The following is an 11,356-nucleotide window of genomic DNA, read 5'->3' as shown; positions in this document are numbered from 1 at the left end:
AAAAAAACATTGGGCGGGGCCGGACCCCCTTTTAGCCCCGCCCCCTTGCGGGGGGTTTTTCTTTCATTCCGCCGCGTTTGGGCGGGGCTCTACAGCAGACGTCATGGCAGCTTCGCGATCACCTTGATCTCGAACTGGAACCCATACAGCCAGGTCACGCCGATGCCGGTCAGGGTCGGGTGCGGCGCTTCGCCCCAGTACTCGGGCACGATGGCCCAGGCCTTCCCGAAGTTCGTTTCCGGGTCGACCATGAACACGGTCACGTCGATCACGTCATCGAAGCTGCAGCCAGCGGCGGCCAGTACCGCGTTGAGGTTGTCGAAGGCGCGGCGCACCTGGGTTTCGAAGTCCGGCTCGGGCGAGCCATCCTCGCAGCTGCCGACCTGGCCGGAGACGAACAGGAAGCCATTGGACCGGATGGCGGGCGAGTAGCGGTTGCGCTCGTACAGGGCCTGTCGGCCGGCGGGAAAAACGACATCACGAGGGGTCATTGGGGAGGCTCCAGAAGCAAGGTCTCCATGCTGCTCTCTGATTCTGTCTGGATAAACAGCGATGATCGGCCTAGATTGATTGGCAATCCCAAACAATCACGACCAGCCCATGGACCGTTTCGAGGCGATGCGCGCCTTCGCCCGCGTGGTGGAAACCGGCAGCTTCACCCGCGCCGCGCAGACCCTGCAGGTCAGCCGCACCACGGTCACCCAGCTGGTGCAGCAGCTGGAAGCGCACCTGCGGCTGCGACTGCTCAACCGCACCACGCGACGGGTCAGCGTCACCGCCGATGGCGCGGCCTACTACCCGCGCATCGCGCGCCTGCTTGCCGAGCTGGAAGAGGTGGAGGGCGGCCTCGGCGACGCCGCCAGCCAGCCACGCGGGCGATTGCGCATCGACGTGCCCGGTCCGTATGCCCGGCTGCGGCTGGTGCCGGCCCTGCCGGATTTCCACGCGCGCTATCCGGACATCCAGCTGGACATCGGCGTCAGCGACCGCGAGGTCGATGTCATCGCCGACAACGTGGACTGCGTGATCCGCGGCGGTGCACCCGCCGATCCGGCGCTGGTGGCGCGGCCGCTGGCCAGCCTGTCGATCGGCTTCCAAGCCAGCCCCGCTTACCTGCAGCGCTTCGGCGTGCCCGCGCACCCGAGCGCACTGGCAGGGCCGGACCATCACATGGTCGGCTTCCTCAGCCCGCGCACCGGCCGTGCACGTGTGTTCATCGTCCAGCGCGGTGATGAGCGCATCGAGGTGCAGGGCCGCCATGCCGTGGGCTTCGATGATGGCAACGCCTACCTGGCCGCCGGCGTGGCCGGCCTGGGCGTGGTCGCGCTGCCCAGCTACATGGCCGAACCGCATGTGGCCAGCGGCGGACTGCGGCCTGTACTGCAGGACTGGCAGCTGCCGCCGATGCCGATGCACGTGATGTTTCCGCCGAACCGGCACATGAGCCAGCGGCTGCGGGTATTCATTGACTGGGCGGTGGAGGTGCTGGGGTGACACGCGCCGGGCATGCGAAAATCATCATTGCACGCATCAGGAAACCGCCACACGCATGAGCCGCATCGTCGCACTGGATACCGAAACCACCGGCATTTCCCACCGCATGGGCCATCGGGTCATCGAGATCGGTGCGGTGGAAATGATCGATGGCCAGCTCACCGGCCGCCAGTTCCACACCTATCTGCAGCCGCAGCGCTCGGTGGACTGGGGCGCGCAGCGCGTGCACGGCATCAGCGATGCAATGCTGGTCGGCAAGCCGCTGTTTTCCAGCAAGGCCACCGAGCTGCTGGACTTCCTGCGTGGCAGCGAGATGGTCGCGCACAACGCCACCTTCGATGTGGGCTTCCTCGACAACGAGCTGCGTCTGGCCGGCATGCCCGGCAGTCTGGCCCAATACTGCCGCATTACCTGCAGCCTGAAGCTGGCACGTGGGCGCTGGCCCGGCCAGGGCAACAAGCTGGACGATGTTTTGCAGCGCCTGCGTATTCCTGGCAACCGGGGCCTGCACGGCGCGCTGAAGGATGCGCATCTGCTGGCGCAGGTGATTCCGCACCTGCGTTGATGCAGCGTGGGGCGGTGGGTCAGAGCCCTTTTCTGCGAAAAGGGATCCGACCCCATTGCTCGATCATCGCCACGCCCGTGGCCACGCCATCCTCGCTGGCCATTGCCGCGCCCAGTGCAGCGGCACGCGCACGTGTAGCGCTGTCCTCGGCGAACGCAATCGCCGCCGCCAGCGTGGCCGCATCCAACCGCCCCGGTGACAGCGGCGCCGGCGCCACACCCAGCGTCTGCAGGCGCCGTGCCCAGAAGAACTGATCGGCAGCGAACGGCATCACCAGCGAAGGAATACCAGCGCGGCAGGCCGAATGCGTGGTGCCGCTGCCGCCATGGTGGATGGCCAGCGCGCAGCGTGGGAACAGTGTTTCATGCGGTGTCGGGCCGAGCACGAACACGTTCGCTGGCATAGCACTTGAAGGCAGTCCGGCCCAGCCCGGGAACAGCAGCACGCGGCGCGGCGCCAGCGCCTGCAGCAGGGCCGGCAGCACGCGTTCGCGGTCGAAGCCGGTCATGCTGCCGAAACCGAGATAGACCGGCGCGGCCCCGGCATCGAGGAAGGCCTGCAGGTCGGCAGGCGGCGACCAGGGTTGTTCCGGCATCCGCCATTGCCCGCACACCACATGGTCGGCCGGCCAGTCGGCAGGCGGCGGCAGCAGCTGCGGGGAAATGCCGTACAGCATCGGCAGGCCGGCCCACAGCGTGTGGCGCGGCGGTTGCCCGAGCGCGGCGCGCGCGGCGTTGATCGGCCTGCGGAAGGTGCGCCACACCGCCTGATTGACCAAGCCGTAGCTGGCCCGGCGCAACACGCTTGGTAGCAGCTCGCCCGGCAGCGGCATCGACGACAGGAAGGGCGAAGCGAAGGCGCGCGTCGGCGTCAGCGGAATCATGCCGGTGCCGATGGCCGGCAGACGGCGGTGCTCGGCTACGCTCAGGCCGACCAGCGCGGCCAGCCCACCGGTCAAAATGGCATCGCAGCCAGCGGCGGCCGCATCGGCCTGCGCCATCCAGGCCGGCACGTGGCGGCCGGCCATCCGCGCCAGGCCGCGTGAAGCGGCGGCCAGATTGTTGCCGCGTGCCACCAGGGCCACCACTTCGTCGTGTATGTCGCCTTCCAGCGCCGCGTGCGGCACGCCCAGTCCGCGCGCGCTGCCCAGCGTGCCCTGTTCGGCCAGCAGCATCACGTCGTGGCCGGCCTGGCGCAGGCCATGGCACAGCATCACCAGTGGCCGGGTGTCGCCTTCGGTGCCATAGGTCAGGGCCAGCAGTCGCATCGGGGGCTTCACGGGTGGGGCGGTCAGTATGGGCAGCCCGGTCATGAACAAGGCGTGCCCCGTTCAGCCCGCGCCTGTGGGTAACTTGCGCAAGTGCTTGAACCCCTGCATAATGCGCGGCTCGCTGTGTCCGGTTTTCTGCCGGGCGGCGCCCCCGGGAGCACGTCCCCGGCCGCCCAACGCCAGCGTAACCCTTTGATTCTCTTGACGTGTGGTGGGTAACCACCGAGGCCGCCGTCTCCCGGGCTACGGGCTGACACAACTTACTATCGAGGTGCGCAATGTCCCGCGTATGCCAGGTTTCCGGCAAGCGAGTGCAGACGGGTAACAACGTCTCGCACGCCAACAACAAGACCCGTCGTCGTTTCCTTCCCAACCTGCATGAGCGTCGCTTCTGGGTTGCCAGCGAGAACCGCTGGGTGAAGCTTCGCGTTTCCGCGCATGCACTGCGCACCATCGACAAGAACGGTATCGATTCCGTTCTGGCTGAGCTGCGTGCGCGCGGCGAAAAGGTCTGAGGAGTAGACGATCATGGCAGGCAAGCGCGATAAGGTCCGTATGATTTCGACCGCCGGTACCGGTCACTTCTACACGACCGACAAGAACAAGAAGAACACCCCGGGGAAGATGGAATTCTCCAAGTACGATCCGGTCGTGCGCAAGCACGTCCCGTACAAGGAAGGCAAGATCAAGTAATCCGCAAGGATTGCTGGTCGCTTCCGAAAAAACCCGCCCTCGTGGCGGGTTTTTTTGTGCCCGGTGTTCCTGCGGTGGGTGCCCGGTGGGTGCCGACCGTTGGTCGGCACGCTTTTGGTTGGCACGTCGCCGGAAGGCTGGGCAGAATGGCCCCCACACCTTCGACGGGCGACGCGATGCTGTTCGAGTGGCTGCTGGGTTCCTACCTGCTGTTGATCGACTGGCTCATCCGGCTGGTCGCGCTGTGCTGGATCCCCACCCGCACCACGCCGGGGGCGGCGCGCAGCTGGCTGCTGCTGGTCGGCTTCGTGCCGCTGTTGGGCCTGCCCCTGTACCTGCTGTTCGGCCACCCGTGGCTGTCGCGCGAACGCATCCGCCGGCAAGCCGAGGCGTCGCAGGTCATCCGCGAGGAACAGGCGCTGCAGCACCGCCTGCGCTGGACCCCGAAGGCCGACACTGCCATCGCCGAGATCGTGCCGCTGGTTCAGCGCCAGGGTGACTTCATGCCGGTGCACGGCAACGCGGTCGACCTGCTCACCGACTACGACGAATCGCTGCACACCCTCATCGCCGACATCGACCAGGCCGAGGACCGCGTCCACCTGCTGTACTACCTGATGTTCGACGACGCGGTAGGCGAGGCCATCGTTGAAGCGCTGCAGCGTGCCGCCGCGCGCGGCGTGCAGTGCCGCGTGCTGCTGGATGCGGTGGGTGCCAAGCGCGGCCTGCGTGCCTACCGCAAGCGCCTGCAGGCGCGCGACATCGAAGTGCGGGCGATGCTGCCCGGCGGCCTGCGCTGGCGCCGCAGCGGGCGCATGGACCTGCGCAACCACCGCAAGATCGCGGTGATCGACAACGAAGTGGCCTACGTCGGCTCGCAGAACCTGGCCGGCCCACGCTTCGTGCCCGGCCACCCCAACCGCGAACTGGTCGCGCGCGTGCGCGGCCCGGCGGTGGCCCACCTGGAGGCGGTGTTCGCCAGCGACTGGTACATGGAAACCGGGCAGCGCCTGGACGTCATCGCCGACGTGCCCGAGTGCGGCGATGACATCGCCACCCAGCTGCTGCCCAGTGGCCCGGCGTACCCCTACAGCAACGCGCGCGATGCGGTGGCGGCGCTGATCCACCTGGCACGGCGGCGGCTGGTGATGGTCACCCCGTATTTCGTGCCCGACGAAGCGACGCTGAGCGCGCTGCGCATCGCCGCGCTGTCCGGTGTGAAGGTGCAGCTGATCCTGTCGGCCAGCAACAACCAGCGGCTGACCTCGTGGGCGCAGGAGGCGTACTACGAGGAACTGCTGCGTTGTGGCGTGCAGATCGCGCTGTATGAGCCGCAGTTCCTGCACGCCAAGCACATGAGCGTGGACGAGGACATCGCCGTGCTCGGCTCGATCAACATGGATATCCGTTCTTTTGCGCTGAATGCCGAGATCGGCCTGATCTGCTACGACCGGCCGCTGGTGCAGCAGCTGTGCGCCATCGAGGACGACTACCTGCGCCAGTCGCGCCTGCTGGACCTGGAGCAGTGGCGTCAGCGCCCGGCCTGGAAGCGCAGCCGCGAAGGCATCGCACGGTTGGCCGATGCGTTGATGTGAGCGCACGGGCCGCCGTCGTGGAAACGGCTCGTTGCGGCAACCCGGGCAGTCACCTGCCATGGCCTACAATCGGCGCATGACTGATTCATCGCGACATGGCGAACTGGACCTGGCGATCATCGGCGGTGGTGCCGCCGGTGTGCTGGTGGCGATCCAGGTGTTGCGCCAGGCCCAGGCGCCGCTGGTGCTGGCCATCTTCGAACCCGCCTCGCAGCTCGCCCAAGGCATCGCCTACGCCACGCCGTGGCCGGAGCACCTGCTGAACGTGCCCGCGGCGAAGATGAGTGCTTTCCCCGACCAGCCCGGCGATTTCCTCGATTACCTGCAGGCCCTCAACGCTTACCCGGGCGAGGCGCGCGAACTGCTCGGCGAGCGCTACGTGAGCCGCCATCACTTCGCCGCCTACCTGCAGCAGCGCCTGCAGGACGCGGCGGCCGCCAGCCCGGCGCAGCTGCAGGAGATCGCGCAGCCGGTGCTGGGCCTGCAGCCGGATGACTACGGTTACCACCTGCAGCTGGGCGATGGCAGCATGCTGCACGCGGCGCAGGCGGTCGTCGCCACCGGCAACAGCATGCGTCCGCTGCCGGTGGCCGGCGCCGATGCGCTGCCTGCCGACGACGTGGTCGAGGCCTGGGACTATGACGGCGTGCGCACGCTGGCGGGTGCCCACGCGCTGGCCATCGTCGGTTCCGGCCTGAGCATGGCCGACACCGTGCTGGCCCTGGTCGCCGCCGGCCATACCGGTCCGCTGCACGTGATCTCGCGGCATGGCCTGTTGCCGCTGCCGCATGCGCATGGCGTTCTGCCCGAGTTCGACCCGGCCGCGCTGCTGCCGATGACCCTGAGCCAGCGTGTGCGTGCCCTGCGCGGCTTCGCCCGGCAGACGCAGGCCGATGGCCAGCCGTGGCAGGGCGTGATGGATCGCATCCGCCCGCATGGCCAGGCGCTGTGGTGCAGCTTGGACGAGGCCGACCAGCGACGCTTCCTGCGCCATGTGGTGCGCTATTGGGACGTGCACCGCCACCGCATCGCCGAGGACGTCGATGCCCAGCTGCAGGCCCTGCAGGCCAGCGGCCAGCTTCAGCTGCACCGTGCCCGGCTGCAGCGCATCTGGCGTGAAGGCGATGCGCTTCACCTGTCCGGCCGTGATGCCGCTGGTGGCGAGCAGCAGTGGACGATCGCTGCGGTGGTCAATGCCACCGGCGTCGAGACCCGAGCCGCTGCGCTGCGCAATCCCTTGCTGCAGCAGCTGCAGGCCGACGGCCTGGCCCGCCCCGGGCCGCATGGCCTGGGCCTGGACAGCAGCGTGCGGGGCGACCGCCTGTGCAGCCGCAGCGGTGCGCCGCAGGCGCGTCTGGGCGTGCTCGGCAGCCTGCGCATCGGCAGCCTCTGGGAAAGCCTGGCCGTGCCTGAACTGCGTCAGCAGGCGCAGGCCCTGGCCACGCAGGTGGTCGCAGGAGCCGCGACGGCGATGCCGTAAAATGGGGGCATGGATGTCTCCCACCTGCTCGATGGCCTGAACCCGGCCCAGCGCGAAGCCGTCTCCGCTCCCCCCGGCCACCACCTGGTGCTGGCCGGTGCCGGTTCCGGCAAGACCCGCGTACTCACCCACCGCATCGCCTGGCTGCATGAAGTCGAAGGCGTGCCGACCCACGGCATTTTTGCGGTGACCTTCACCAACAAAGCCGCCGGCGAGATGCGCCACCGCATCGACGCGCAGCTGCCCAACGGCAGCCGTGGCGCGTGGATCGGCACCTTCCACGGCCTGGCCAACCGTCTGCTGCGCCTGCACTGGCAGGACGCCAAGCTGCCCGAAGGCTTCCAGGTCATGGATTCGGACGATCAGCTGCGGCTGGTCAAGCGCGTGGTCCAGGCGCTGGAAATCGACGACAGCAAGCATCCGCCCAAGCAGATCGCCTGGTGGATCAACGAACAGAAGGATGAGGGCCGCCGCCCGCAGCACATCCAGCCCGAGCCGCATGATGCGTGGCTGGAAACCATGCGCCAGGCCTACATCGAGTACCAGGCGCGCTGCGACCGCGCAGGCCTGGTCGACTTCGCCGAGCTGCTCCTGCGCGCGCACGAACTGCTGCGCGACAACCCGCCGCTGCTGGCGCACTACCGCGCGCGTTTCCGCGAAATCCTGGTGGACGAGTTCCAGGATACCAACGCCATCCAGTACGCCTTCGTGCGCGTGCTGGCCGGTCACGAAGGCCATGTGTTCGTGGTCGGCGACGATGATCAGGCCATCTACGGCTGGCGTGGTGCGAAGGTCGAGAACGTGCAGGGCTTCCTGCGCGATTTCCCCGGCGCGCAGACCATCCGCCTGGAGCAGAACTACCGTTCCACCGCCAACATCCTCGGTGCGGCCAACGCGGTCATCGCGCACAACCCGGACCGCATCGGCAAGGAACTGTGGACCGACAGCGGCGACGGCGAGCCGATCGACCTGTATGCGGCCTACAACGAGATGGACGAGGCGCGTTACATCGTCGAGCGCGCGCGCCAGTGGGTGCGCGATGGTGGCAGCTACACCGAAGTTGCCGTGCTCTACCGCAGCAATGCGCAGTCGCGCGCGCTGGAAGAAGCGCTGCTGAGCGAACAGGTGCCGTATCGCGTATACGGCGGCATGCGCTTCTTCGAGCGTGCCGAAATCAAGGACGCGCTGGCCTACCTGCGCCTGCTGTCCAACCGCAACGATGACGCCGCCTTCGAGCGCGCGGTAAACACGCCGACCCGTGGCATCGGCGAGCGCACCCTGGACGAGGTGCGTCGCGAGGCGCGCGCGCAGGGCATTTCGCTGTGGGAGGCCACCATGCTGGTCACCCAGGGTACGGCGCTGGCCGCGCGAGCACGCAATGCGCTGGCCGGCTTCCTGGTGCTGGTGAATGAACTGCAGGCGCAGACCCTGCACATGACCCTCGCCGAGCGCGTGGACCATGTGCTGTCGCGCTCGCAGCTGCGCGAGCACTGGAGCAAGGAAAGCCGCAATTCGCTGGATTCGGAGTCGCGTACCGACAACCTCGACGAACTGGTTTCGGTCGCCTCGCGCTTCCTGCGTCGCGCCGATGACATCGAGGAAGTGGGCGAGGACATGGACGAGCTGGTCGCGTTCCTGGCCTATGCCGCGCTGGAGGCCGGTGAAGGCCAGGCGCAGGCGGGCGAGGAGGGTGTGCAGCTGATGACCCTGCACTCGGCCAAGGGCCTGGAATTCCCGCTGGTGTTCCTGGCCGGCATGGAAGACGGCCTGTTCCCGAGCGCACGTTCGCTGGAAGAAAGTGGGCGGCTGGAAGAAGAGCGCCGGCTGGCCTACGTGGGCATTACCCGTGCGCGGCAGAAGCTGGTGCTGTGCTACGCCGAATCGCGGCGCATCCATGGCCAGGATAACTACAGCCTGCCGTCGCGCTTCCTGCGCGAGATCCCGCGCGAGCTGCTGCACGAAGTGCGCCCGAAGGTGCAGGTCTCGCGGCCGGCATCGCTGGGCAGCAGCCGGGTGATGGGCCACGCCTCGATCGAGGCCCCGCCGCTGAAGCTGGGCGCGCTGGTGACCCATCCCAAGTTCGGCGAAGGCATGGTGACTGACTACGAAGGCAGCGGCGCCCACGCCCGCGTGCAGGTCGAGTTCGCCGATGCCGGCAGCAAGTGGCTGGTGATGGCGTATGCCAACCTGACGGTCATCTGATCACCGTCGAGGGGTCGGATCCCTCCCGCAGGGAGGGCTCTGACCCCATCGGGGGAACACCCAGCCGAGCATGGGCTCGGCTCTACAACTGCGGTCGGCCGTCAGTCATTGGTGAACGTCTCCACGGCTGCCACCAACCCGGCGCGGTCCATCGCCTCTTCATCCCGACGGTTGCGGATCAACACGTAGTAGCCTTCCGCCGGCGACAGCACCTCGATCACCTCGCCGCGGTAGTTGGTGATCTCGATGAAGCCGTTGCCCACGCCGTTGAGGTTGTCGATCTCGGCCAGCAACACCCGCAGCGGCACCAGAGCGCCGGCGTCGTCCGTGCCGCCACCGGTGCGGGGGTTGTCGAAGTACACCTTGATCTTCGGTTGCCTGGTCCGATGCCAGTTGTCGATGGCAACGATGTGATGGGTGGACCATCTGAATTCCTCAACCGATTCGTTGCCGCTGAACTCGCAGCGGAAGATCGGAATGCACAGGAAGAGGTTCGCACGGTCCTCGATCTGGTTGAGGAAGCCGTGATACGTGCTGGGCACCGCCATCGCATGGGTGAACCCACGGGCATTGTGTGGAAGATCGAAGATCGTCGGCCGGTCGCGGGGCAGCCCGGCTGGCGCCTGCATCAAGACGCGGGCCGCAAAGTCCGGATCGCGGATATCCTTCGATACGACGGCGACCGTCTGGTCGTCGGAGAGGTGCAGGCTGCAGTGGAGGCGATAGGTGGCGACGACATACTCGGCGAAGCAGCATCCCTCGGCTTCATGGAACTCGCCAAATTCCTGCAACAGGTCGTCCTTGGTGATCATTTCGCTTCTGCAGGCAGGGGGGGCGCCAATGATCGCCGATCATGCGCAACGGGTGGGGGCAGAGCCCTTTTCCGATGGAAAAGGGATCCGACCCCGATTAGGCTGCGGGCATGACCCGCAACGTGCTCTTCCTCTGCAGCCAGAATCGTCTTCGCAGCCCGACGGCCGAGCAGGTGTTCGCCGATTGGCCGGGGATTGAAACCGCCTCGGCCGGGTTGCTGGCCGACGCGGATGAAGTGCTCAGCCCGGAGCTGCTGCAGTGGGCGGACCTGGTGTTCGTGATGGAGAAGGCGCACCGCAACCGCCTGTCCAGCCGCTACAAGGCATGGATGAACGGCAAGCGGGTGATCTGCCTGGACATTCCTGATGACTACGACTACATGGACCCGGTGCTGGTGGAGCTGCTGAAGCGCAAGGTGCCGCCGTTCCTGCGCTGAGCCCGGGTGTTGTAGAGCCGAGCCCATGCTCGGCTGCTTCTGGCGGGAAAGGCAGCCGAGGATGGACTCGGCTCTACAATAGATCCCACATCTTCCAGGAATGCCCCCATGACCGAACCGACCTTCCACGTCACCGTGAAGTTGAATGCGAAGCTGCAGCCGGAGCATCGCCACGAGCTGTTCGAGGATCCGCTCGATGCGCTGCTGCAGGCGGCCCAGGTGGGTGAGCTGACCGGTGGCGGCACGGCCATTTCAGACCTCGGCGAAGTCGAGTACGGCGATATCGAAGTGGCGCTGGTCGATGCGGACGGCGTGCCGAAGCTGATCGACCTGCTGGAGCAGCTGGGTGCGCCGAAGGGTTCGCAGGTGCAGCGTGCGGACGAGGCTGATCGCGCCTTCGGCGTGACCGAGGGCCTGGGCATCTACCTGGATGGCCTGAACCTGCCGGACGAGGTCTACGAACAGTGCGATTCCAACCACGTGTTCGAGCAGCTGTCCGACAACATCGATGGCCTGGGCGAGATCTGCAGCTGGTGGCAGGGCCCGACCGAGACCGCGCTGTACATGTACGGCGAATCGTTCGAGAAGATGCGTGATGCGATCGCCGGCTTCGTGGCCAGCTACCCGCTGTGCCAGAACGCACGCATCGTGCAGATCGCCTGAGACAGTCGTGTCTTCGGCATCGTGCCAACCGGGTTGGCCAGAAAACCCCACTATCACAAAATCGACGAGACTGGCCGGCCCCCAGCGCGCGGTCGCGCCTACGCCGGTACGTGGCCACCTGGTAGCCCCCGCCAAGCCGGGCCCC

Annotated in this window: 12 protein-coding genes; 9 read left to right on the top strand and 3 right to left on the bottom strand. The window is 67.2% G+C overall.

The window, feature by feature from the left end; all coding sequences use genetic code 11:
• Positions 1-101 precede the first annotated feature (101 nt).
• Positions 102-491 carry a RidA family protein gene (locus tag AC1VXD_RS18945; RefSeq protein WP_482993346.1) on the bottom strand — a complete coding sequence of 130 codons (390 nt, stop codon included), beginning with the start codon at positions 489-491 and terminating at the stop codon, positions 102-104.
• A 109-nt stretch (positions 492-600) separates the two neighbouring features.
• On the opposite strand from AC1VXD_RS18945, the gene AC1VXD_RS18940 reads away from it, so the two are divergent.
• Together AC1VXD_RS18940 and dnaQ are read left to right on the top strand one after the other, a co-directional pair.
• Positions 601-1,494: a LysR family transcriptional regulator gene (locus AC1VXD_RS18940; protein ID WP_482993345.1), complete on the top strand. Its 894-nt coding sequence runs from the start codon at positions 601-603 to the stop codon at positions 1,492-1,494.
• A 55-nt stretch (positions 1,495-1,549) separates the two neighbouring features.
• Entirely contained in the window at positions 1,550-2,059 is a 510-nt protein-coding gene (dnaQ, locus tag AC1VXD_RS18935; RefSeq protein ID WP_482993344.1) for a DNA polymerase III subunit epsilon, read from the top strand.
• A 19-nt stretch (positions 2,060-2,078) separates the two neighbouring features.
• On the opposite strand, the gene AC1VXD_RS18930 is transcribed toward dnaQ, so the two are convergent.
• Positions 2,079-3,326 (bottom strand): glycosyltransferase, encoded by a 1,248-nt coding sequence (locus AC1VXD_RS18930; RefSeq protein ID WP_482993343.1) that lies wholly within the window; start codon positions 3,324-3,326, stop codon positions 2,079-2,081.
• Between the two features lie 281 nt (positions 3,327-3,607).
• On the opposite strand from AC1VXD_RS18930, the gene rpmB reads away from it, so the two are divergent.
• The 5 genes from rpmB (at position 3,608) to uvrD (ending at position 9,299) form a co-directional block, all read left to right on the top strand.
• Positions 3,608-3,844 (top strand): 50S ribosomal protein L28, encoded by a 237-nt coding sequence (gene rpmB, locus AC1VXD_RS18925; protein WP_005411638.1) that lies wholly within the window; start codon positions 3,608-3,610, stop codon positions 3,842-3,844.
• 10 nt (positions 3,845-3,854) lie between these two features.
• Positions 3,855-4,022: a 50S ribosomal protein L33 gene (gene rpmG / locus AC1VXD_RS18920; RefSeq protein WP_170272460.1), complete on the top strand. Its 168-nt coding sequence runs from the start codon at positions 3,855-3,857 to the stop codon at positions 4,020-4,022.
• Positions 4,023-4,198: 176 nt separating this feature from the next.
• Complete coding sequence (gene cls, locus AC1VXD_RS18915) at positions 4,199-5,617, top strand: cardiolipin synthase (protein WP_482993347.1); 1,419 nt, start codon at positions 4,199-4,201, stop codon at positions 5,615-5,617.
• A 58-nt stretch (positions 5,618-5,675) separates the two neighbouring features.
• Positions 5,676-7,097 carry an FAD/NAD(P)-binding protein gene (locus AC1VXD_RS18910; protein WP_482993342.1) on the top strand — a complete coding sequence of 474 codons (1,422 nt, stop codon included), beginning with the start codon at positions 5,676-5,678 and terminating at the stop codon, positions 7,095-7,097.
• Positions 7,098-7,106: 9 nt separating this feature from the next.
• Positions 7,107-9,299 (top strand): DNA helicase II, encoded by a 2,193-nt coding sequence (uvrD, locus tag AC1VXD_RS18905; RefSeq protein WP_116864802.1) that lies wholly within the window; start codon positions 7,107-7,109, stop codon positions 9,297-9,299.
• A gap of 101 nt (positions 9,300-9,400) precedes the next feature.
• Here the strand turns inward: uvrD and AC1VXD_RS18900 are convergent, their stop codons facing one another.
• Positions 9,401-10,111, bottom strand: coding sequence for a hypothetical protein (locus tag AC1VXD_RS18900; RefSeq protein WP_482993341.1), 711 nt, complete (start codon positions 10,109-10,111; stop codon positions 9,401-9,403).
• Between the two features lie 110 nt (positions 10,112-10,221).
• On the opposite strand from AC1VXD_RS18900, the gene AC1VXD_RS18895 reads away from it, so the two are divergent.
• Positions 10,222-10,548 carry a low molecular weight protein tyrosine phosphatase family protein gene (locus tag AC1VXD_RS18895; RefSeq protein WP_482993340.1) on the top strand — a complete coding sequence of 109 codons (327 nt, stop codon included), beginning with the start codon at positions 10,222-10,224 and terminating at the stop codon, positions 10,546-10,548.
• 108 nt (positions 10,549-10,656) lie between these two features.
• A complete protein-coding gene (locus AC1VXD_RS18890) occupies positions 10,657-11,211 on the top strand; it encodes a hypothetical protein (RefSeq protein WP_482993339.1) in 555 nt (184 codons plus the stop codon).
• Positions 11,212-11,356: the final 145 nt, after the last annotated feature.

The sequence above is a fragment of the Stenotrophomonas sp. STEN054 genome, assembly GCF_056854535.1.
This window is presented reverse-complemented; position numbering and strand designations above follow the sequence as displayed.

What these genes read in the sequence shown, in the direction of transcription:
- AC1VXD_RS18945 (WP_482993346.1), bottom strand. Translation starts at nt 491, where the DNA reads ATGACCCCTCGTGATGTCGTTTTTCCCGCCGGCCGACAGGCCCTGTAC.
- AC1VXD_RS18940 (WP_482993345.1), top strand. Translation starts at nt 601, where the DNA reads ATGGACCGTTTCGAGGCGATGCGCGCCTTCGCCCGCGTGGTGGAAACC.
- dnaQ (WP_482993344.1), top strand. Translation starts at nt 1,550, where the DNA reads ATGAGCCGCATCGTCGCACTGGATACCGAAACCACCGGCATTTCCCAC.
- AC1VXD_RS18930 (WP_482993343.1), bottom strand. Translation starts at nt 3,326, where the DNA reads ATGCGACTGCTGGCCCTGACCTATGGCACCGAAGGCGACACCCGGCCA.
- rpmB (WP_005411638.1), top strand. Translation starts at nt 3,608, where the DNA reads ATGTCCCGCGTATGCCAGGTTTCCGGCAAGCGAGTGCAGACGGGTAAC.
- cls (WP_482993347.1), top strand. Translation starts at nt 4,199, where the DNA reads ATGCTGTTCGAGTGGCTGCTGGGTTCCTACCTGCTGTTGATCGACTGG.
- AC1VXD_RS18910 (WP_482993342.1), top strand. Translation starts at nt 5,676, where the DNA reads ATGGCCTACAATCGGCGCATGACTGATTCATCGCGACATGGCGAACTG.
- uvrD (WP_116864802.1), top strand. Translation starts at nt 7,107, where the DNA reads ATGGATGTCTCCCACCTGCTCGATGGCCTGAACCCGGCCCAGCGCGAA.
- AC1VXD_RS18900 (WP_482993341.1), bottom strand. Translation starts at nt 10,111, where the DNA reads ATGATCACCAAGGACGACCTGTTGCAGGAATTTGGCGAGTTCCATGAA.
- AC1VXD_RS18895 (WP_482993340.1), top strand. Translation starts at nt 10,222, where the DNA reads ATGACCCGCAACGTGCTCTTCCTCTGCAGCCAGAATCGTCTTCGCAGC.
- AC1VXD_RS18890 (WP_482993339.1), top strand. Translation starts at nt 10,657, where the DNA reads ATGACCGAACCGACCTTCCACGTCACCGTGAAGTTGAATGCGAAGCTG.